18 protein-coding genes are annotated in these 23,389 nt (G+C 44.0%); 6 read left to right on the forward strand and 12 right to left on the reverse strand.

Features of this window, described 5'->3' with window-relative positions:
* The first annotated feature begins 95 nt into the window (after positions 1-95).
* The 5 genes from hisC to PCRYO_RS06205 all read left to right on the forward strand — a co-directional run bounded on the left by hisC (position 96) and on the right by PCRYO_RS06205 (position 5,808).
* A complete protein-coding gene (gene hisC, locus PCRYO_RS06185; protein ID WP_011513538.1) occupies positions 96-1,238 on the forward strand; it encodes a histidinol-phosphate transaminase in 1,143 nt (380 codons plus the stop codon).
* Positions 1,239-1,287: 49 nt separating this feature from the next.
* Complete coding sequence (locus tag PCRYO_RS06190; protein ID WP_011513539.1) at positions 1,288-3,630, forward strand: bifunctional prephenate dehydrogenase/3-phosphoshikimate 1-carboxyvinyltransferase; 2,343 nt, start codon at positions 1,288-1,290, stop codon at positions 3,628-3,630.
* A gap of 234 nt (positions 3,631-3,864) precedes the next feature.
* The gene (gene rarD / locus PCRYO_RS06195) at positions 3,865-4,824 is read left to right on the forward strand and encodes an EamA family transporter RarD (protein ID WP_011513540.1); all 960 of its coding nucleotides are present in this window, start codon (positions 3,865-3,867) and stop codon (positions 4,822-4,824) included.
* Between the two features lie 50 nt (positions 4,825-4,874).
* Entirely contained in the window at positions 4,875-5,297 is a 423-nt protein-coding gene (gene folB / locus PCRYO_RS06200) for a dihydroneopterin aldolase (protein ID WP_011513541.1), read from the forward strand.
* Complete coding sequence (locus PCRYO_RS06205; RefSeq protein WP_041753086.1) at positions 5,287-5,808, forward strand: 2-amino-4-hydroxy-6-hydroxymethyldihydropteridine diphosphokinase; 522 nt, start codon at positions 5,287-5,289, stop codon at positions 5,806-5,808. The genes folB and PCRYO_RS06205 overlap by 11 nt, the downstream gene beginning before the upstream one ends.
* Positions 5,809-5,869: 61 nt before the next feature.
* Here the strand turns inward: PCRYO_RS06205 and cysE are convergent, their stop codons facing one another.
* The 10 genes from cysE to PCRYO_RS06255 form a co-directional block, all read right to left on the reverse strand.
* Complete coding sequence (gene cysE, locus PCRYO_RS06210; protein ID WP_267284373.1) at positions 5,870-6,742, reverse strand: serine O-acetyltransferase; 873 nt, start codon at positions 6,740-6,742, stop codon at positions 5,870-5,872.
* A gap of 187 nt (positions 6,743-6,929) precedes the next feature.
* Positions 6,930-7,373 (reverse strand): YtoQ family protein, encoded by a 444-nt coding sequence (locus PCRYO_RS06215; RefSeq protein WP_011513544.1) that lies wholly within the window; start codon positions 7,371-7,373, stop codon positions 6,930-6,932.
* Between the two features lie 86 nt (positions 7,374-7,459).
* Positions 7,460-8,341: an RNA methyltransferase gene (locus PCRYO_RS06220; RefSeq protein ID WP_011513545.1), complete on the reverse strand. Its 882-nt coding sequence runs from the start codon at positions 8,339-8,341 to the stop codon at positions 7,460-7,462.
* Entirely contained in the window at positions 8,341-8,721 is a 381-nt protein-coding gene (locus PCRYO_RS06225; RefSeq protein WP_041753088.1) for an Hpt domain-containing protein, read from the reverse strand. Before PCRYO_RS06225 ends, PCRYO_RS06220 begins: the two co-directional genes overlap by 1 nt.
* Before the next feature lie 92 nt (positions 8,722-8,813).
* Positions 8,814-12,557 carry a DNA polymerase III subunit alpha gene (gene dnaE, locus PCRYO_RS06230; RefSeq protein WP_011513547.1) on the reverse strand — a complete coding sequence of 1,248 codons (3,744 nt, stop codon included), beginning with the start codon at positions 12,555-12,557 and terminating at the stop codon, positions 8,814-8,816.
* 332 nt (positions 12,558-12,889) lie between these two features.
* Positions 12,890-14,338, reverse strand: coding sequence for an alanine/glycine:cation symporter family protein (locus tag PCRYO_RS06235; RefSeq protein WP_011513548.1), 1,449 nt, complete (start codon positions 14,336-14,338; stop codon positions 12,890-12,892).
* Between the two features lie 89 nt (positions 14,339-14,427).
* Positions 14,428-15,924 (reverse strand): aldehyde dehydrogenase, encoded by a 1,497-nt coding sequence (locus PCRYO_RS06240; protein ID WP_011513549.1) that lies wholly within the window; start codon positions 15,922-15,924, stop codon positions 14,428-14,430.
* A 111-nt stretch (positions 15,925-16,035) separates the two neighbouring features.
* Positions 16,036-16,917 carry a 4-hydroxy-tetrahydrodipicolinate synthase gene (gene dapA / locus PCRYO_RS06245; RefSeq protein WP_011513550.1) on the reverse strand — a complete coding sequence of 294 codons (882 nt, stop codon included), beginning with the start codon at positions 16,915-16,917 and terminating at the stop codon, positions 16,036-16,038.
* A gap of 104 nt (positions 16,918-17,021) precedes the next feature.
* Positions 17,022-18,269, reverse strand: a complete 1,248-nt coding sequence (locus PCRYO_RS06250) for an NAD(P)/FAD-dependent oxidoreductase (RefSeq protein WP_011513551.1) — start codon at positions 18,267-18,269, stop codon at positions 17,022-17,024.
* 97 nt (positions 18,270-18,366) lie between these two features.
* Positions 18,367-19,365, reverse strand: a complete 999-nt coding sequence (locus tag PCRYO_RS06255; RefSeq protein ID WP_011513552.1) for a proline racemase family protein — start codon at positions 19,363-19,365, stop codon at positions 18,367-18,369.
* 329 nt (positions 19,366-19,694) lie between these two features.
* On the opposite strand from PCRYO_RS06255, the gene PCRYO_RS06260 reads away from it, so the two are divergent.
* Positions 19,695-20,498 (forward strand): helix-turn-helix domain-containing protein, encoded by an 804-nt coding sequence (locus tag PCRYO_RS06260; RefSeq protein WP_011513553.1) that lies wholly within the window; start codon positions 19,695-19,697, stop codon positions 20,496-20,498.
* A gap of 10 nt (positions 20,499-20,508) precedes the next feature.
* Here the strand turns inward: PCRYO_RS06260 and ggt are convergent, their stop codons facing one another.
* Entirely contained in the window at positions 20,509-22,446 is a 1,938-nt protein-coding gene (gene ggt / locus PCRYO_RS06265) for a gamma-glutamyltransferase (protein WP_011513554.1), read from the reverse strand.
* Between the two features lie 272 nt (positions 22,447-22,718).
* The gene (locus tag PCRYO_RS06270) at positions 22,719-23,240 is read right to left on the reverse strand and encodes a Spy/CpxP family protein refolding chaperone (RefSeq protein WP_011513555.1); all 522 of its coding nucleotides are present in this window, start codon (positions 23,238-23,240) and stop codon (positions 22,719-22,721) included.
* Positions 23,241-23,389 lie beyond the last annotated feature (149 nt).

Raw genomic sequence — 23,389 nt, forward strand, 5'->3', positions numbered from 1 at the left:
AGCGTTTATAAATTGCCTTGTCATAAATAGCGGTCACCAGTGACATTAATGGGCTTAGCCAATGATAGGTGCGTTATCACATCTAAGGATTAATCATGCAGTCTGCGCAATCGACAGAGTCAAATTTATTACCGCTCGTACCTGCTTACGAGAGTGTTTTGGCGTTGGCACCGTATCAAACTGGCAAGCCTATTGAAGAGCTAACGCGAGAGTATGGCGTCTCAGATGTGGTAAAAATTGCCAGTAATGAGAATCCGATCGGCTGCTCACCGCACGTTACGCTAGCGATTACTGAACAGCTAGGTCAGCTGTCACGTTATCCTGATGGCAATGGTTATTATCTAAAGCAAGCATTGGCTGATTTTAATGATGTCAATGCTGATCAGATTACTTTGGGCAATGGCTCTGATGATTTGCTCGATATCTTGGCGCGTAGTTTTGTAGGTGCAGATGATGCAATCGTTTATAGTCAGTATGCCTTTGTGGTCTATTCGATGCTCGCTAAAATGCAGGGTGCTATGGATATTGAAGTGCCTGCTCAGCGCTTTGGTCATGACCTAAAAGCCATGAGCCAAGCGGTTCAGGATAACTCTAATACCAAAATCGTCTTTATCGCCAATCCGAACAATCCAACCGGTACGCAGCTTGAACATGCTGAGCTGAGAGAGTTTGTCGCTAGTGTGCCAAGCTCAGTACTGGTGGTGTTAGATGAAGCTTATATTGAATATAGCCCTGAGAGCAATAATCGGGCGCTGTTAGATGAATTTGATAATGTGGTTATTGTTCGCACCTTTTCTAAAGCCTATGGGCTGGCAGGTCTGCGTGTTGGCTATGCGTTAAGCTCGGTAGCTGTGGCAGATTTACTCAATCGCATTCGTCAGCCATTTAATGTGAGCCGCATTGGACTGGCGGCAGCGGCAGCGGCACTTGCGGATCAAGACTTTATTGAAAAAACTCGTCTAATGAACAACGAGCAGATGCGCTGGTTAGAAAAACAGTTTGATGCACTGGGACTGGGCTTTATAAAGTCACATGCCAACTTTATTATGGTCGAAATCGAAGTTGAAATGGAAGATACGAACGCTGCTGTTATTTATCAGGCATTGCTTGAGCAAGGCGTTATTGTGCGACAACTAGAGGTTTATGGTTTGCATAATTGGCTGCGTATTAGTGTAGGGGTCGCAGAAGATAATATGCGTCTAATTGATACTTTGCGCTCTATTTTGACCGATGATTAAATCAATAACTAATAAGTAATTTAATAAGCCACCTAATAATTAAAACAATATGCAAAAAATAAATCACGCCGTAAATCTTCAAACAGCAACTAAACTGACTCCATCCTCTACGCAGCCGCTATTCCAGCAAGTATGTGTGATAGGTTTGGGTTTAATTGGTGCAAGTCTTGCGCAAGCGATTAAAGACAATGGTTTAGCTGAGCGTATCGTTGCAGTCGATAGACACGAGCCAAGTCTAGAGGAAGCTATTCAACACGGTTTACTAGACGCTGGTAGCTCAGTACTTAATGACGTGATATCTGATAGTGACTTGATAGTGATTGCGGTGCCAGTACAAGCGGCACAAGCGGTATTTATAGATATCAAAAATGCAATGGATAGTGGTCTACTTGCTATTGATTGTATTATTACCGATGTATGCAGTACCAAAGTTAATATTATTGATGCTGCCAAGACTGTGTTCGAGACATTGCCTGTCGGGCTTGTGCCTGCACATCCAATTGCTGGTGCCGAGAATTCAGGGTATCATGCTCGCCGCGCTACATTGTTTGTCAATCATAGCGTTATTGTCTGTGAGCTCCCAACGACTAGCCATGTAGCAATTGCCAAATTAAGCCAGTTATGGGAAGCAGTGGGTGCAAGCGTCATGCCGATGGATGCCGCTCATCATGATTCTATATTGGCACATACCAGTCATTTACCGCATTTGCTCGCCTTTAATTTGGTTGAACAGCTGGCAAGCCATGATGATAATTTAGATATTTTCCGCTATGCTGCAGGTGGTTTTCGTGATTTTACCCGCATTGCTGCCAGCGACCCTAAAATGTGGCATGATATATTTTTTGCCAACCAAAACGCGATTGTAAGCGCCCTTGATGAGTACAGCGGTTATTTAAATGATATTCGTCAGCTTATTATTGATAAAGATTCAACCGCCCTGATGGGACTTTTGGGCCGCGCGCAAGCCGCACGGCGACATTTTGGCCATATGTTAGCCAGCACCCCTTATACGGATACTTCTGCTATGTCAGCTTCTTATTATATCACCCCAAGCAACACCGTCTCTGGTACTATTGCCATTCCTGGGGATAAGTCTATCTCGCATCGTAGTATTATGCTCGGTAGCCTTGCTACTGGCGTAACTAAAGTGACTGGATTTTTGGAAGGGGAAGATGCGCTTGCCACTTTGCAAGCGTTTCGCGATATGGGCGTGACCATTGAAGGTCCTGATAATGGCAATTTAACCATTCATGGCGTTGGTATGAATGGCTTAAAGCCAAGCAAAACACCTTTATATATGGGCAATTCTGGCACCAGTATGCGTCTGCTTTCAGGCATCTTAGCAGCGCAAGCATTTGATAGCGTATTGACGGGTGACACTAGCCTAAATAAGCGTCCAATGGAGCGTGTGGCAGCACCATTACGTGAGATGGGTGCGGTGATTCAAAGCACTGGTCAAAAAGGTACAGCGCCACTGAGTATTACTGGTCGAGATAGTGTTGGCAAACCTCTACAAGGGGTTGAATACGATATGCCAGTTGCTTCTGCACAGATTAAATCTTGCTTATTGCTGGCTGGACTTTGGGCGGAAGGCACCACGACCGTTACTCAACCTGAAGTTAGCCGCGATCATACCGAGCGTATGCTTTCAGCTTTTGGTTATCCAGTCACTGTCGATGGCAATCGTATCAGTGTTGAAGGCGGCGGTGCGCTCACAGGCGGTAATATCGCAGTACCTGCTGATATCTCATCGGCAGCATTCTTTATGGTGGCTGCGGCCATCAGCCAGGGTAGCGAATTGACCTTAAAGCAAGTCGGTATCAATCCTACGCGTACCGGCATTATTGATATTCTTAAGCTGATGCAAGCGGATATCAGCTTAAGTAATGAGACTCATGTTGGCGGTGAGCCAGTAGCGGATATTACTATTCGAAGCTCAAACTTGGTCGGTATTGAAATACCAGAGTATCTAGTACCACTTGCCATTGACGAATTTCCTGTATTATTTATCGCAGCCAGCTGTGCCCAAGGCCGTACCGTTTTGACCGGTGCAAAAGAGCTGCGTGTCAAAGAATCAGATCGCATTGCAGTAATGGCAGAAGGCTTGCAGACATTAGGCGTTGACTGTACCGTTACTGAAGATGGTCTTATCATTGAAGGTAAAGGGGTGGTAGGTCAGAGTAATGATGTGAATAATAGCCAATCGGTTTTTGGTGGTGGACATATTGTCTCGCATCATGACCACCGTATTGCTATGAGTTTTGCGGTTGCCAGCTTACGCGCCTCTAAGCAGATTACCATTGAAGGCGTTGAAACCGTCAATACCAGCTTCCCAGGATTTGCAGAACTTGCCAACCAAATTGGCATGTCTATTGACGTTGTGAGTGCTTAACGCAGTAACTTTAATTTGAGCCAATGATAATAGCTTAGCAATAAAATGAGCTATTAATTTTATTATTTTAATTATGGTTTTCGGCAGCAATGAGTTGATACGATTTCTAGTATCAACTCATTGCTTTTTACCTTTTATTCTATCTGTAGTGACCCTGTACTCTTAACACCAAATTACCATCAATGATAATAATTGGGTGAGGGTGCGCTTTGCTCTAAAAAGTTGTCCTATCTTATGACTACCCAAAATGTCATCAAAAAACCTGCTGCTCCCATTAAAACGACCAGACGTGGTATTGTCACCGCGCTGATAGCTTTTTCTATCTGGGGCGCTTTTCCTTTATACTTTAAGCAATTATCGGACTATAATGCCACCGAAATCATTGGTCACCGCATTGTTTGGACCTTTGCTTGTCTTTTAGTTGTGCTAGTAGTGACCAAGCGCTGGCAGTGGATTGACACGCTAAAGAAAAACCCGAGGTGGATAGCCTATACCTTTGTGTCAGGTATTATCATCGCGATAAACTGGCTCACTTATGTATGGGCGGTCAATAACAACCAGATTTTAGAGGCCAGTTTGGGGTACTTTATTGGACCACTGGTTGGCGTAGGGTTGTCGATGTTACTGTTCAAAGAGCGCCTGCGTACTTTGCAATGGGTTGCAATTGGTTTTGCGCTATTATCAGTCGTTATTCAAGTTGTCATGCTAGGTAGCCTGCCGTGGGTATCGTTAATATTGGCGTTTAGCTTTAGTACTTACGGCACCATTCAGCGCCAAACCCCTCTGACAGCAGTCGATGCAATGTTTGTTGAGACAGCAATGCTATTGCCTATTTTTATCGCATGGTTCTGGCAGTCTGATGTGGCGAGTAGTAATATCAGCTTTTGGTTTACGCCTTCTATTTGGCTGCTTATGTTGGCAGGACCTATTACTCTGATACCGCTATTGATGTTTAACAAATCCACCAAGCTGGTCGCTTATAGTATCCTCAGTTTTATGAATTATCTGACGCCGACCTTTATTTTCTTCTTGGCGGTATTCTATTACAATGAGCCTTTTGATTTACATCGTTTGGCAGTCTTTGGTTTAATTTGGCTGGGTCTGCTATTATTCAGTATCGATCTATGGCGTCATCGCCCAAGTAAGCAGCTAAAAGCAGCACGCCTACGTGAAGAAGCATTAACGTCTAAATAAATCATCAAATTAAAATAGATAGTAAAAATATCATTAACAAGGATGCTTGTATGTTTCATACCCAGTCTGATGTCGTATTTGTAAAAGGCTTAAAAGTAGAGGCAGTGATTGGCGTTTATGAATGGGAGCGCGCCATTACACAGCCGTTATTAATAGACATCGCAATGGAAACTGATATCAGTCGTGCTGCGGTGTCAGATGATGTAAACGATGCGCTAAATTACAAAGAAGTTTGTGATGATGTCAGTGCGTGGTGCCAAGCTATTAAGGCTCAGTTACTTGAACATCTGGCTGGGCAAATCGCTGATAAATTGCTCGAAAAATATAGCTGCGATAAAATTTCCTTAAGTATTGCTAAGCCTACCGCTATTCAACAAGCAGATGCAGTTGGTGTACAAATCACCCGCTATGCCAAAGCCGCATCTAGCGTATCTACCAATCAAGCTAATACTAGCTTGTCTGATGATGCATAAAGCCTTGGTTGATTTATTTGAATCACTGATAAGCTGCGATCCTGAAACGCTGCAAGCACAGCCTGTAAAAGCTGTGCTACTGGCCTTAGGTAGCAACCATGATGCGCAGATACACTTACCGCGTGTCCGAGAGCGATTGACAAGTATTGGTGCTATAACACTCTCAACAGCCTTTCAAAATCCTGACTTCACTGCCACTATAGAATTACCAAAACCTGATTACACCAATCAGTGTATTTATTTGTCTTTGGCAAAGCCTGTAACCTTGCAGCAGCTACAACAATCTTTTAAACAGTTTGAGTGCGATTGTCAAAGACAGCGTTTAAAAGAACCATCCACAAGTATAAAACAAGTCACGATGGATATTGATATATTGCTTGTTAAATTGGATAAAGATAATAGCCTAAGCAAAAATAATGATTCTGAATGGATAATAATGGCAAATCGCTATCCATTTAAAGCGCATGAGAGAGCAGGGATAAAAGAATTGGTAGCAGGGATAGATAGCTGACAGTTATAAAACGAAAAATCTAAGCTAAGCTTAATACTAAACTCAGCCCAAGAATAAAAAGTTATTGTGATTCAGCACCTATCTCATTCATGTTACTTTTGCCAATCACGTCCAGATCTTCTAAGCACAATTTGTCATATTCTTTTTTGCAAAAGTTAGGGTCGATTTTGCACATGGCAGTTTGTAGTTGATCTAAACGATTTTCTGATTGTTGAATGTGTTCAAGCATTTTAGCAAAGGCTTCAGCAACAGGGTCTTGTGACATGGGATCAATGCCATAAGCTTGAAAAGTGGTTTCGCGCGCTGTGTGATTCGTTGGTTTTTTATCTGCGGGGTTTTCGGTAGAAGCAGCTTGAACCGCTTTTTCTTGTTGATTGGCATCATTGACTTTGGTCGTAATAGGGTTGCCTTTTTCGTCATGATGCTCTGATATCATACGCGCAGCATTACCGACCATGGTTGCGCCTGCTGGCACCGCTTTAACCACGACAGCATTTGAGCCAATTTTAGCGCCTTTACCAACAGTGAATGGTCCTAATACTTTAGCACCGGCACCGACGATGACGCCATCTTCCAAAGTAGGGTGGCGTTTGCCATTATTCCAAGAAACGCCGCCAAGCGTGACGCCATGATAAAGGGTCACATCATTACCAATCTCTGCTGTCTCGCCAATGACGATACCCATGCCATGGTCAATAAAAAACCGACGACCGATCTTAGCAGCAGGATGAATCTCGATACCAGTGATGATACGCGAGCCATAAGAAATCACTCGAGCCGCAAGCTTTTGCTCATTTTGCCAAAGACAATGCGCGCCGCGATGTAGAATAAGCGCGTGGATGCCAGGGTAAGTTAAGATTACCTCTAGACTATTACGCGCAGCAGGGTCGCGATTGAATACCGCATCGATATCTTCTTTTAGGTCTCTTTTGATGCGGACGAGCGATTTGAATAAAGCAGTTGGCAATGACATAAATCGTCCTATCGTATTTTTGGTTACAATCTCTTTAGTTATAGCAGTTTTATAGCAAAAAATATAGCAATGTACTTTAAATAAAAAATCGTCTGTAGATAAAACGCCAATAATTAGCGCTTCATCTCCAGACGATTACTCTTATCCTTTAGCTATTACTGACAATATATTTGAGCAATTCAACAATCTGCTCAGGCGTTTGGGCCCATGCCATTGCCGCGGCATCCACTTCTTTTAGCGGATGAATAATATCCTCAGCATGCAATGTGATATACGGTTTGCCCAACGCGGCGCAATAACCGGCATCGAATGCGGCGTTCCACTGCTTATATTTATCACCAAAACGAATAATAGCAATGTCACACTTTTGGATCATATTTTTGGTGCGAATCGCATTAACTTTGGATGATTTATGGTCGCGCCAGAATCCATTGTCATCTTTACCGAGTACATCACCTGCCGCATCGCTGGCTTCATGCTCAGTCACTGCTGATATAAAGGTAATGTCTAAACCCTGTTCTTTTGCGCCTTGCATAATTTTCTGTCGCCAGTCAGTGTGTATTTCTCCGGATAAGTAAACAGTCCAATTCATCGTAAATCCCTTTTTATTGTTAAATGATATGACTACCTGTACTACTAATAATGCCCATAGTGGCAAGAAAATTAACTGATTAAATGTTAGTCTTTTAAAAGTTTTGCTAGCAGAGCACTGAGTAACTGATACTCTTTTTGGTCGAGTTGAATACGTGAACCGAGTCTAGATAAGCGTGATGGCAGCGATTTTAAGTTTTCACTATCTGCCAGTTTGCGTTGAACCATTAATGCGGTGGTACGCTCAGTAAGCAGTTGCAATTGCTGTTGAGTAATCGCTGGCTCATCCCATTGCTGGCGCACATAGGTATTAAGCATCCCTTGTTCAAGCGTCTCTAGGTTGTCAGTTACCTGTGCTATATCATTAACTTCGCTGTCAGCTTGGATATGAGTTTGTGCATAAGCATAAATAAAGCTCGCGATCACTTGCACGGCTGAAGCAACATTGAGCACTGGATAAGCAGGGTTGGCATCAATTTGAACATGATAGTCAGCATAAGCCAATTCTTCATTGGTCAAGCCGCGATCTTCACGCCCAAACAGGATAGCAATATTGGGCGCTGTATTTATACCATCTTGCCCATTAACTGTGCTTTGCTTATCAATAAAGTCCAACATGATTTTGGCAGCTTGTGTCGGCGTGACCACAGGACGCGGCAAATGACGGCTACGACTACTGGCCGCAAATACCAATTGGCAATCAGCGATAGCAGACTCAAGCGTTGGTGCGATGATTGCTGATGATAGCAAATCACTGCCACCAGCAGCATGTGAGACGCTAGTGTCATCAATCGGTAATTTTGGATCAACCACCGTCAATCTCGATAACCCCATGGTGTGCATGGCGCGTGCTGCTGAACCAATATTGGCAGGCAATGTCGTATTGACCATCACTACTTGAACACAAGACAAATAATTGCTGACGTTTGATACTGCTGTTGCTAAAGATGAGGGTGCATTGTTACTCATTATTGTCCTAGTCGCTGGTTGATGTCTTGCTCAGCACGTTGCAATGCAACTGCGATGTCCTCGATAAGAGGGGCTTGTTCACTGATAAGACGCTCACGGCAAAGCTCTTGCAATTGACTGCCAAGACGCGTCATTTGGGTTGCGCCCAAATTGACACTGGCTCCTTTTAGTGCATGAGCAAGCTCAAAGCCATTGGCATTATCTTCTTCTTGCTGAGCTTGTCTTAGTTTTGTGATACGGTGACGACAATCAGTAAAATAGACTTGTATCAAATCGACAAAGTCTTCTTCTAATAAGTCGCGCATATCTTCAAACTGCTCAGTATTGATAATCTCGTCATCAGTTATGGCGGTCATATCCTTGTTCGTAATAGTAGCCATAGTCATGTTCCAATAGGATTAAAGTTAGCGCAGAAAGAATTATTATAATAAATATTTTCCTACTAATGAATATGCTAACGATAATACATTCGTTAGCTGTAGTGAAAATGTAAGTTATCTTCTCTAATCATGCTTTTTAGCTGCTGTAAATTATCATCATTTGGATAGATGCGCCAATGCTCAGACAGTCCTACATTAGCAATGCCATATTCTTCATAAATACTGAGTCCAAGGGGTAGACAATTATCATTGATAGAGACGTCGGTGTTGCTCAAAGCGTTGTTGGCGTAGCTTTTGTTACTTAGGCTTGGGTCAGTGTCATTTGAATAAGCATCTTGTGCCATATTGTTCTCTAATGCCAACAAATCATTACCATTTTCATCATATAGACTGCCACCCATTGAGGCATTATAACCGACAAAACTATTGTTATTAGTATTGTCGCTTTGCTCGTCTTGCTCATCGTTATGAGATGTTTTTGGTGCTGGAATCATGCTGACTTGTGCCGATTTCAGTAAAGGCTGCATGCGTGTCAGCAGGTCGATATCACTACCATGAATTTTAATACTGATTTTTTTGAGCCATCTTAGGCGAGCATCGACCATACTCATGGCATTATCAAGACGAGCAAATAAACGCCCATCACGCTCACGGATGCTGCCTTTAATGATGACGACTTCATCTATTTTTAACTGTTCTTTGACACGGTTAAAGCGCTCAGCATAACAGCTGACCTCTAACCTTGATGTCCCATCGTCTAAGGTAATAACGTTACGAGTACCAAAGTTGGCGATATCAATGATAAGACCGGCAAAATAGCAGCTGCCGTTATAGCCCGTATCAGTCAATTTATCGAGACGAGCACCTGAGGTATAGCGTTTGAGCTCGTCTCGATATTCATCGATAGGATGTCCGGTCAAATAAAGCCCTAGAGTATTTTTCTCTGCTTTTAGGCGGTGTTTATCACCCCAAATTAGCTCTGGCGTCATAACGAGTGGCGGGGCAGCGACGACACCATCCATTTCACCAAACAAATCCATCATACCGATTTCACGGTTTTGACGGTCTTGCTCAGCCGCCTGTACCGCACTTGGCAGCTGACTCATTAATGCACCGCGAATCTCGTAGGCTTCATCGGCTGGCAAGTCTGGACGTAAAGTCGCCGCAAAGTCATCAAAACAGCCAGCACTGACCAAGGCTTCAAGCGTGCGTTTATTGACCTTTTTAATATCAACGCGACGGCAAAAATCATATAGATCTTTAAAAGGTCCTTCACGTCTTCGTGCATCGACAATAGACTCGACCGCGCCTTCACCGACCCCTTTAATCGCACCCAAGCCATAAATAATATTGGTTGGGGTATCAGCAACAAAATGCCACTCACTACGATTAACCGATGGGTTGACTACCGTTAAATCAAAGTTTTCACGGCAATCATTGATAAAGAACACCACGTTATCGGTGTTGTTCATATCTGATGTGAGTACAGCTGCCATAAACTCAGCAGGGTAGTACTGCTTTAGATACGCGGTCTGATAAGCAAGTACGCCATATGCGGCAGAATGCGAGCGGTTAAAACCGTAACCGGCGAACTTTTCCATCAAGTCAAAGACGCCGCCTGATGTCGCTTCATCAATGCCTTGCGCAGTGGCGCCAGTAACAAAAATATCGCGCTGTTTTGCCATCTCTTCAGGTTTCTTTTTACCCATAGCTCGGCGAAGCATATCCGCTCCGCCCAAGCTATAGCCTGCCATTACCTGCGAGATTTGCATAACCTGTTCTTGATAAACGATAACGCCATTGGTGTTTTCTAAAATCGGTTCAAGATTAGGATGGTCATAAATCACTTCTTCGCGACCATGCTTACGATCGATATACATCTCTACCATACCCGCATCTAGCGGACCGGGACGATAGAGCGCACACATGGCGATAACGTCTTCAATGTTGGTTGGCTGCAATTTTGCCAGATACTTTTTCATGCCCATACTTTCGAGCTGAAAGACGGCAGTGGTTTTGGCATCTTGTAGTAACTTATAGGCTTTAGCATCATCTAACGGTAGGTCTTCTAACACCAACGCATCTTTGCCTTCTTTAGCACGGCGCAGGTTAATATTTCTGACAGCAGCATCAATCACGGTCAAGTTACGTAGACCCAAAAAGTCGAACTTTACCAGCCCAACGGCTTCAACGTCATCTTTATCAAACTGACTGACGCGGTGACCTTCATCATCACAATAAATGGCGCTAAAATCCGTGATTCTGTGCGGTGCAATCAATACGCCGCCGGCATGTTTACCCACGTTCCGGCAAATGCCTTCAAGCTTGATAGCCATCTCCCATACTTCGATGGCATCTTCATAATCCATATTATCAGGATTGGAAATTAAGTCTTTGAGTTGTGGCTCTTGCTCAAGCGCTTGACTGAGTGTGATCCCCGGTGTTTTGGGAATAAGTTTAGACATTTTGCTGGCAAGGAAGTAAGATTTACTTTGCGCGCGTGCGACATCTCGTACGACTGCTTTTGCTGCCATGGTACCAAAAGTGATAATCTGTGAAACCGCTTCACGACCATAGGTTTGCGCCACATAATCAATAACGCGGTCGCGACCTTCGATACAAAAGTCAATATCGAAATCGGGCATGGACACACGCTCAGGGTTTAAAAAGCGCTCAAATAGTAGATCGTAATGAATAGGGTCAAGGTCGGTAATATTGAGCGCATAAGCGACTAGTGAGCCAGCACCAGAACCACGACCGGGTCCAACGGGTACGCCATTGGCTTTTGCCCAACGAATAAAGTCCATCACGATCAGGAAGTAACCGGGGAATCCCATTGATAAGATAACCTTGAGCTCATACTCTAAGCGGTCATCGTATCTTTGGCGTATATCACTCCAATTATCACTGCGCGCGTCAACTGGAAAGAGCTTGTCTAAACGATTGTCAAGCCCACGCTGCGATTCTAAGCGAAAGAAAGATTCAGTGGTTTCGCCCTCAGGTACTGGAAACTCTGGTAGTACGTTAATACCTAGCGTTAAGCTCACATTACAGCGCGTTGCTAAGCGCAAGGTATTATCAATCACCTGCGGAATATCAGCAAATAGTTGTTCCATCTGCGCTTGGGTTTTCAGGTACTGGGCATCGGAATAAGTTTGCGGACGATTTTGGTCAGCAAGGACATAAGAGCCAGCAATACAAACCCGCGCTTCATGAGCATCAAAATCATCTTGTTCTAAAAATCGCACGTCATTGTGGGCAATGATAGGAATATGATGCTTAGCACCTGAATGAATAGCAGCTTTAATAAAGGCATCTTCGCCAGTACGATTGGTGCGTTTAATCGCAAAATATAAGCGATCAGCAAACTGCGCTTGCCATTCTGTCAGTAGCTCATCGGCTTTTTCTGGCATTGAGCCAATCAATGCTTGCCCAACGTCTGACTTTTCAGTGAATAAGACAATGACACCTGCCGCATGCGCTAAAATATGGCTGCGTTTAATAACAGGAGTACCGTGATTAACAGGATCAGCACGTCCTTCGGTAAAGCCAAGCGATACGATACGAGTGATGTTTTGATAGCCTTCGTTGTTCATCGCCAATAAAGTTAAGCGCGTGTCTTCATTCTCCATGATGACTTCGCTGCCGATAATGGGCTTGATACCTGCACCTAAGCAGGCACGATAGAATTTCACCGTTGCATACAGGTTGGATAGATCCGTCAAGGCAAGGGCGCTTTGATTGTCTGCCGCCGCCGCTTTAACCAACGGCTTAATACGCACGATAGAATCGGTAATGGAATATTCGCTGTGGATGCCAAGGTGTACAAATGCCATAGAAGACTCTTACGGATGCAAACAAAAGGAAATGGTACGAGTTAGTGTCAGAGATAAATTAAGAAAGACCGCTAGTGATTTATTATATAAAACTTATTATATCAATATCTTATAATGTATTTTTAATAACTTAGTATGCAGATAACTTTGCTATATAAGCTTTGTCTTAGCCGCTAATAATAGCATTGTTTGCTACATACAGCCACTCATTCGGAGTTATCAAATAGCATAGTGTGTTATTGATAATGGGCCTAATAATAGAAAAAAGCCTTCTACATCATTATGATATAGGAGGCTTATATGGGGGAAAATTACGATTATTTAGCTAGAATTTAACGCTTATGATGTCTATCACTATATTCTATCCAAAAGTCTGCATTTTCAACGCCTGCTTTTCTAGGGTCAAAGACAGGGTCAAGTCCCAGCTTCATTTGCTCATCGTAGTCTTTTAACACTTTTAGCGCCGTTTTACTGAGTAATACGATAGCGATGAAGTTAAGGTAACACATGCTGCCAAAACCAATATCACCTAGCGCCCACATCACGCCAACAGACTGCATGCTACCGGTAAAGCAAACTATTAAGAATAATATTTTTAATAATGGTTTTAAAACAGGGTAGCGCAATTTATTGTCTAAGTATACTAGCGTGGTCTCAGCAATATAGTAATAAGCAATCAAGCAAGTAAAGGCAAACAAGAAGATGGCGATAGCGACAAAGCCACTTCCATATTGGCTAAACACTGTCGATACAGCTGCTTGGGTAAATGCGGTTCCAGCTTCAATGCCTGGCATGTTTTCGACTAGTACCAAGCCTTCTGCTGGAATGACGTTATACATACCAGTAGATAAAATCATCAATGCAGTAGCGGTACAGACAACAACCGTATCGATATAGATAGAAAAACTCTGTACTAAGCCTTGCTTGGCAGGATGAGAAACCTCTGCAGCTGCTGAGCTGAAAGTTGCTTCGCCTGCACCAGCAACGTTAGAGAATACCGCACGGCGGACACCCCAAGATATGGCTAGACCGACGATACCGCCAAATACAGCATCCATACCAAACGCGCTTTTGAAAATCAAGGCGAACATAGCAGGTAGGTTTGAGGCATTAAAGGCTAAGACGATAACCATCATCAAAACATAGCCGATCGCCATAATAGGCACGACCTTGCCAGCGAAGCTTGCAATACGTTTTATGCCACCAAATATGATAAATGCTAACAGCGCAACGATAATGAAACCAGTTGCAACAGGTGGGATGTTAAAAGCGGTATTAAAAGAATCAGCGATGGTGTTGGCCTGTACGCCAGGCACCAAAACACCATAAGAAAGACAAGTCACCGTAGCTACTAAAATAGCAAAGGGTTTCATCTTTAGGCCACGCTCGATATAAAAGGGTGAGCCGCCACGATACTGGTCATCAACGGTATGCTTATATACCTGTGCAAGTGTTGACTCGATAAAGGCACTGGCACCGCCAAGCAGACCCATAACTATCATCCAAAATACTGCGCCAGGTCCACCAGCTGCGATTGCGGTGGCAACCCCTGCAATGTTACCGACGCCGATTCGGCCTGATAAGGCCATACTAAAGGCTTGGAATGAGCTAATACCTTGGGTTGAGGTTTGCTTGTCAAACAACAGCCTAACCATCTCTTTAAGATAGCGAAACTGTACGCCGCGGGTCATCACGGTAAAATAAATGCCGACACCGAGTGCCAAATAAACTAACGCATCGCTCCATATATAGCCGACGATGGTATTAATAATCGCTTCCATGGCCTTACTTCCCTGTAAGTATGTGACTAAAGGCTTAAATCATTTAAGCTGTTGTTTTAATTGATGACTGTACTGACTGAATACGTTTGTTAATTAACCAGCCAAATGGTTTTGGTCTGTGCGTATTGTGCTAAGGCTTCTAAACCATTGTCACGACCGCCAAACCCTGATTGCTTATAACCGCCAAATGGCGTGGTGATATCACCTTCTGAAAAGCCATTAATAGAGACCGTGCCTGCTTTGATAGACGATGCCACACGATAAGCGCGCTTGATGTTCTGTGTATAAAAAGACGCCGCAAGTCCATAATTGGTTTCATTGGCTAATTTGATGGCTTCTTCTTCCGTCTCAAAACTGGTGACGGCAAGTAGAGGGCCAAAGACTTCTTCTTTGAATAAAGTCATGTCAGCGCTGACATGATCAAAAATAGTCGGCTCGATATACCAGCCACTGCCTAAATCTTCACGAATGTTGCCACCTGCAACGATCGTTGCACCTTCCTCTTTTGCGGTCTTAAGATAATGACAAACCTTGTCAAAATGCGCTTTTTCAATCATAGGACCAATGGCGGTATCAGGGTCGTAAGGTGAGCCGACCTTCCAACCTTTCAGACCATTTTTTAGTTGCTCAAGTAACGCTTGTTTTTGACTGCTGTGAACTAATAAGCGTGAGCCGCAGCTACAGTTTTCACTCATATTCCAAAACGCGGCTGATAAGATATCGTTAATCGCAGCGTCATCGAGTACGGCATCATCAAAGACGATTTGTGGGCTTTTACCACCGCATTCTAAGACGATTTCTTTTAGATTGCTTTGTGCCGAATACTGTAAGAACAAACGTCCAACCTCAGTCGAGCCAGTGAATGACACCATATCGACATCCATATGCTGACCGAGTGCGGCACCGACATTTTCACCAAGGCCACAGACCATTTGCAGCGCTTCTCTGGGCACGCCAGCTTCATAGGCAAGCTCAGTTAAACGATAGGCAGATAAAGAGGTCAGCTCAGCAGGTTTAACAATAACGGAGTTGCCCATAGCAAGAGCAGGGGCGACTTTCCAAGCGTACATTTGGGCTGGAAAGTTCCAAGGTAATACTGCACCCACGACACCAATGGGCTCTTGCACGATAAGTCCTAAAGCTGCGCTACCTGTCGGCGCGACTTTGCCAAATACCTTATCAGCGGCCTCGGCATACCATTCAAAAGTCTCGATAGTTGCTGGGATATCGGTATTTAAGCATTCAGTAATCGGCTTACCCGCATCCACACAATCTAATGCTGCCAGCTCCTCGACGTGCTCATGCATGAGTGCACACCAGCGCTGCATAATAGCCTTGCGCTCAGCAGGAGCCAGACGACGCCATTCACCGTTTTCAAAAGCATCGCGAGCGACTTGCACGGCAGTATCGACATCATCGCTATTACCTGAGGCAATCTGACCGATAATACTGTTATCAATCGGCGTGTAATTGTCCAAAGTCGCTTCTGATAAATGGTCAGCCGCTATTAAGTGACCAGCCCATAGTTGCTGCTGCTTTGCTTTCTCAAATATTTGCTCTTTAGTGGCTTGTTGTTTAGTGCTCATTTTTCTAATCCTTATCTGCTAAGTTTGATGCCATTGATTCGAGATTTGAATACGGCATCAAATTTAGCATTGGTTATCCTTAACATTGTTTTTACTAAGCTGAGCTGAGTGCTATTTAGCCAATAATGCTAAAAACTCTGCTTTTTCGTCTGCTGGCATATCAGTTAATGGCACACGCACTGAGCCAACATCCATGCTGCCTTTTAAGCAGCCCGCTTTGGCTTTCTGGTTGTAGTTGCCAGATTCCATAGAATGAATAGCAGGATAAATCTCGCTCATAATTTGCTTGGCTTTATCCCAGTCCCCTTGCTGAGTGGCATTAAATAATGAAACTTGCTCTGCTGGGAAAACGTTGGCTGCGCCTGCAATCCAGCTTTTTGCACCCCAAAAGAAGAAATCAACCGGCTGATCATCACAGCCACAAACCACCTCAAAGTCATCAAAATTAGCTTGCAGCATGCGTAGCGCATGACTAAAGTCGCCGCTGCTTTCTTTTACGCCGACGATGTTAGGGTGCTTAGCTAGATGAGCGACGGTGTCAAATTCAATGGCAACGCCAACACGAGCAGGGAAGTTGTACATAATAATCGGCAGCTCACTAGCATCCGCGACTTTTTCGAAGTGAGCGATGATGCCATCTTGCTCAGGTAAGCTATAAGGGGTGGCAGACAGCATCAGGCCGTCATAACCTAAGGCTTTGGCTTGTGCGGCAAGCTCAATAGAGTGGTCAGTCGATAAGCTGTTGATACCAGCAATCAGAGTGACTTTATTCTCAGCGCCTTTATTTTTTGCGGCTTCAGCGATAGTGGTTAATACCAGCTCGCGCTCCGCTGCCGAAAACGTATAGTATTCCCCTGTGGTACCGCAAGCGACGATACCGGCTACGCCTTTGTCGATAAAGGCTTCGACCAGTGTCGTTAATTTTTGCGCATCAACGTCGCCGTTATTGTCAAAAGGGGTGACGATTGGGACTAAAATTCCATTTATGTTCATGAGACTATCCTTATTGGGGTTGATATTGTTGGTGATTTAACGGGTGATGATTCAATGCTGAATCGGTTGGTTTTTGCTTAGTTCATAAACGTTTAATAAGATGCTTATTTAAAGCGGGCAAGTTGATACGGTTTTGGATCGATAGTGTGGTCTTCATCAAAATAGTAGTTGGCAATCATTTGCGCACTAACGACAGCTTGCGTTAAGCCTAAATGCTGATGACCAAAGCTTAAAAATACGCGCTCGATTTTGTCGATGACTGGCAAAGAGTCTGCAGTTGATGGTCGAAACCCCATCCATGACACGCTATCGCTAGCATCTAACGGCGCTTTTAATATAGGCTGCGCTTGTTGTAATAGCATATGTGCACGCTGCATATTGGCAGGCGCGTCCAGTCCTGCGTACTCCACCGTACCCGCCAAACGTAGGCCGTCTTGCATCGGTGTCATAATAAAACGGCGATCCATGCTTGATACCGGTATCTGTAAGCGCGTACTTTCATGCGGTAGCATTAAGTGATAACCGCGTTCGGTATCTAGCGGTACATTCACGCCTGTTAGCTGCTTGGCCAATGCCTTAGAGTGGGCGCCTGCTGCTAGCATCACTTTAGACGCTGTCATATCACCTTGACTGGTTGTTAGATGAATGCCATCTGTATCATTGGTCGCTGCAAGGACATGGCAATGTTCAATGACATGACCGCCTAATTGTCTAAAGATATGGTGAAGCTGATTAATGACGGCTTTTAAATTGGTGATATGTCCTGTATTTGGGAAAAATAACGCCGCTAACTGGTTATCTTGTAAAGCAGGTTCACGCTCTAATAGCGCTTCTCTGGTCAATAGCTCATTAGCCACACCAATATCGTTAAGTCGACTGCCATGTGTTATGAGAAAATCGACGCTACTTGTCTTTTCGACCGTCAATAATGAACCTTTTACTTGCACCCATTCTTCCAATTGCCATTGATTGGCAAAACCTTGCCAGGCTTGCAGGCTATTTTTATTTAAGCTTAACAACGCTTGATGAATCCGCTCAAATGGCTCAGGGCGCATATTCATTAGCAACTGCATTGCCCAAGGCATCAAACGCGGCAGATAGCGCCAGTCTATGCGTAGCGGTCCAGTCGGATTCAATAGCATGGCGGGTACATGACGGAGCATGCTCGCATCAGCAATGGGGAATACTTGCTCGGTAGCGATATGACCAGCGTTACCTAATGATGCGCCTTGACCCACTTCATTGGCGTCTAGCAGTGCGACCTTGACGCCTCGTGCTTGCAACGTCACTGCCGTTGCTAGGCCGATAATACCGCCGCCAATAATATGTAAGTCGAAGTTTGAGATCGTCATGGTTTTTCTCGATTACGTTCGGTCGATGAAGTAGTTTTAAGAGTGTTCATGCGTTTATCAATAAACCTGTCATTGCATAAATAATGCTGCGATTTTATTAAGATGGGATTCCCCATTTAAAGGGATCGTCTTCTTGCATAATGAGCGTGGTTTCAGCACAAACATAAGCATGACCACAAATCGTTGGGATGATGGTCTGTTCAGGATAAGCTGCACCAGCTGGATTTTTGAGCGTAGTATTAAGCTCAGATGCATACTGATAACTGCCAGTAAATACGCTGCCGACGACGCCTTGTTGCTGCCATAATTGTTCAGGAGCCAGTTTATTGTCAGCCGCTAGGCAAGCAAGTTTGGCACTTGTGCCGGTACCACAAGGGGAGCGATCGTAGGCTGAACCTGGGCACAAAACAAAGTTTTTACTATCTACTTGTGTATCATCGCTATCGGCAAATAACTCAATATGGTCAATCTCGCTACTGTTTTCGCCAGTGATGTTGGCGGCGACCAGTGCTTGCTTAATTTGCATGGTTACTTGAGTAAGCTGTTTAACATTGCTGGCTTGAATGTCTTGTCCATGCTCACTAACTAAAAAGAACCAGTTGCCACCCCAAGCGATATCACCGCGAATAAGCCCTAACTCAGGAACGTGAACTTCGACTTGTTTTTTATAACGATAAGAAGGGACGTTTTGTACACTGCAACTGCCATCATCATGTAGGGTTGCTTTAACCAGACCTACGGGAGTCTCAAGCCAATGTACGCCTGCTGATATTTTTTGTTGATAAGCTAAAGAGACGATGACGCCAATCGTGCCATGACCGCACATGCCCAGATAACCAGCGTTATTAAAAAATATAACGCCCGCTGTGGCTTTAGGATGGCTTGCGGGAAGAAGTAGCGCGCCAACAAGGACATCATTGCCGCGGGGCTCTAAAATGATACTTTGACGTAGGTGATCGAAGTTTTGTTTGAAGGATTGTAGTTTGTCTTGAATAGTATCGCCGACGAGGTCAGGAAAGCCGTCATAGACCATACGAGTAGGCTCACCGCCCGTATGTGAGTCAATAATTTTGAAATTAAATAGAGAAGAAGCCATGACCGACATCCTAATTCATCCGTGAAAAAGTAACATTCCATTGTTGTTTGCTAGACCTTGTCAAAACCATCCTGTTAACGCGGTCTGTATATAGAATGAACTTTTTTAGATACAGCGTCTTGCTGTTTTCTGATGAAAAAATGCGCATTCCTGCACAGTGGCTCGGTGTACACTAGAGGCTATAATGATGGTTTTTAATGAGAAAAATCCATCGTGAGATAGCTTCTGATTAAGTAGTGTTTTGATAGAGATTTACTATCTTTAGCAAGGGACGAGCAAATAGTATTGCTTGTTAATGACTGGGATTGAGATGGCAGGGATGACATAGGATGATGGATGTAATAGAAGAGACGGGGCTTGTCGGTTTTACTGCCTCGTTGCGGCAGAGCATGGCTACTTATTATTCAGAAAGTAGTGAGGCATTTATTGGTAATGTCTCATTATTACTGCCTCTACTTGATACTTTAAAGAATGTGGTGTTTTTTGTGAAAGATGAGCAGGCGCGCTACCAGCTGGCAAACAAAACATTGTTAAAGCGTTGTAAGTTAAGTCAGCATAGTGACATCGTAGGTTTTACCACTGAGCAGGTGTTTTCTCATCAGCAGAGTAAGGATTATATCTTGCAGGATATGAAAGTGTTGCGAGATGGGAAGTCAATCGTTGATAATTTAGAGCTACACAGTTATGCATCTGGTCAGTTAGGCTGGTGTATTACCAATAAACTGCCTATCTATAATGACAATCAACAAGTGGTCGCGATGGTTGGGATATCCGTCGATATTGATGAGGATAACGAACGCATTTTACGTAAACACGCGAGACTGGCTGACGTAGCACAGTTCGTACGCGGTAATCTGGATCAGAAAATCAATATAGCAGAACTGGCGGAGCTGTCACATTTTAGCTTATCGCAGTTAGAGCGCACCTTTAAAGCAGTGCTAAATATGTCGCCTTTACAGTTTGTACAAAAGCTGAGATTAGAATATGCGGTTAAGCTATTAGCCATGCCTGAGATGTCAGTCACTCAAATATCGTTGAACTGCGGCTATAGCGATCATAGTGCCTTTAGCCGCCAGTTCAAACAGTTTACGGGCTTGTCACCCAGCCAATTTCGCCAAACGCATTTATCATGAAAAAGTTAAATCAGTAACCAACGACTGCCGCATCGACAATACGTGGATCTGAAGATCCATACACGCCATTTGGGGTAACCATAATAGACTGTGTTGATCCCATAGCTGACTGCTGACTGACCTTATGTCCCATGGACTCCAGTTTCTTAATAGTATCGATATTTAGTGCTTTTTCGATACGAATCTCATCCGGTAGCCATTGGTCATGAATACGTGGCGCATGCGTCGCTTCAGCGATATTCATATCATGGTCAATGACATTTGAGATCACCTGCGTGACGGTAGTAATAATGCGGCTACCACCCGGACTGCCTGTGACGATATAAGGTTTGCTGTCTTTAAATACGATTGTTGGACTCATAGAAGATAACGGGCGTTTATTGGCTTCAACCGCATTGGCGTCGCCGCCGATTAAGCCGTAACCATTTGGCACACCGGGCTTAGCAGAAAAATCATCCATCTCGTTATTGAGCAGTATCCCCGTACCTTCAGCAACAAGCCCCGTCCCATAAGAAAAGTTCAGCGTATACGTATTGGCTACCGCATTGCCATCTTTATCGACAATAGAAAAATGCGTGGTTTGATCACTCTCATAAGGTAGAGGGTTATTTGCCTTAATAGTTGCTGCTGGCGTGGCTTTATTTGGGTTGATTAACGTGCGTAGCTTATCAGCATAAGGCTGGGCAGTTAAACCGCTGGCAGGTACGTCAATAAAATCAGAATCCCCCAAATATTCAGAACGATCTGCATAAGCCAACTGCATAGCTTCAGCCATTAAATGAATGGTTTGCGCGCTGTTTTGACCATAGTCTTTTAGCGGATAACCTTCTAAGATATTTAAAATCTGCACGATATGAATACCGCCAGAAGACGGTGGTGGCATGGAGACAATCTCATAACCACGATAATCGCCTTTGACCGGTGTACGGGCAATAGCTTGATAATTTGCCAAGTCCTGCAAGCTCATTTTACCGCCTGCTTCATTGACCGCTTTAACCAATTTACGGGCGGTTTCTCCTTTATAAAAACCATCACTACCTTTTGCCGCAATCAGTTTAAGGGACTTTGCCAGCTCCGGCTGTTTTAAACGCTCACCCGGTTGATAAGTGCTGCCATCGGCTTTAAAGAATATCTTTTTGGTACTTGGCCATTTTTGTAAGCGATCGCTTAACGCTTCTAGGGACTCTGATAATCCAGCAGTGACTTCGATACCGTTTTCAGCCAGCGCAATCGCTGGTGCCAGCACTTGCCCGCGGCTCATGGTGCCATGATCCTCTAACGCTTTGAGTAAGCCTGCGACCGTACCCGGCACACCAACTGCTAAGCCATGATAACGAGATAAATCACTGACGGCATTGCCCTCCTTATCGAGATACATATCACGCGAGGCGCTACTAGGGGCTTTTTCACGATAATCGAGTGCGACTGTTTTACCTTGTTTGGCGTCATATACCATCATAAATCCGCCACCGCCGATATTACCGGCTCGCGGTAATGTCACAGCTAACGCAAAGCCAACAGCTACAGCAGCATCAACGGCATTGCCACCATCTTTCAAAATCTTTAAGCCGATATCAGAAGCCAGTGCTTCTTGGGTAGCAACCATGCCGTTTTTTGCCCAAACAGGATGGTGGATAGCGTCCACAGAATAGATGGCTTGATCGGTTTTGGCTTGCGTGGCCTTAGGCGTGAACGTGTTACTTTTCGCTCGTGTCACGCGCTGCGTCTCAGACAATACCGTGGGATTTTCTTTCATAACCGTTAGATTAATCGCACTGGTATTAATCGAGGTTGGATTAATGGTTTTTGAGGCGACAGCAGTATTTGTGTCTACCGCATGGGCAGATACAGAAAATAATAGCGTGCTGCCAATAATTAACGTTGCAGATTTTAAAGTCTTATAAGTGGGCGCTTGTGTCTGATGAGAATAAGAATATGGAGCTGACATCGCAAAGTCCTTTTTACGAGGATGAAAGAAATTGGGCTAAAAATATAGGATTAATCAATAAGATTAACTGATAAGGTTAAATAGTAACGAATATTGCGAGTAGTAGAAAGGACTTTGACATCTTTCGTTTTCAGATAAGAAAACGGTTATGAGGTAATTGAATTTAGGAAATGTAAAATACAGAGGAAAAGAAGCGCATCGGTAAGCCGATACGCTTCTTTAAATGTTCTTACTTTATCTAACTAATGCTTTCTAATTGTATAGCTTATATCTTACTGCGCTTGGTTATGCATCTTACGCTGTTTTGAACCATGATGACCTTTGGTTGTTCTTTCTGATTTTAACTGTGCCATTTTTGCACGCTGCTCAGCTGTGAGTACTTGCGAAATGGCATGTTGGGTTTGAACGCGTTCAATAAAGCGCTGCTTGCTTTTAGCTGCTTGCTGGTCTGCAAGACGATTGATGGCAGCGTTATCCAAGGTATTAGCGTTCGTCAATGCCTGCATCTGCTGCTGCATTTGCATACGTTCTGCTTGGTGTTTTGCACGGTCATTTTTGTGATCGCCCTGTTTTTCTTGCATGATGGCTTTGATTTGTGCCTGCTGCGTCGCTGTTAGATTTAGCTGTGCCATTGGACCTCTCATGCCGTCTTTCATGCCTTTATGCTGCATTTTGCTTGTTGTTGGCGTCGCCTCAGTAGAGGCATTGACACTGCTGCAGGCAGTCACGGTCAATACGCTAGACATCGCTAATATTGAACCCATCAATAATTTTTTCATTTGCATCATTTGCATAAGAGTTACCTTAATTTTTGTAAAAGTGAGGGTATATCTGATAATTCTAGTCTTGATCGAGCGTCCCGGATAGTCACTATGAATCACTACTATAAATCACTAATATGAATCATTGCTCGACATTGTAAATTAGCATCAACTTGTTTTTG

The organism is Psychrobacter cryohalolentis K5 (assembly GCF_000013905.1).
Classification (GTDB): domain Bacteria; phylum Pseudomonadota; class Gammaproteobacteria; order Pseudomonadales; family Moraxellaceae; genus Psychrobacter; species Psychrobacter cryohalolentis.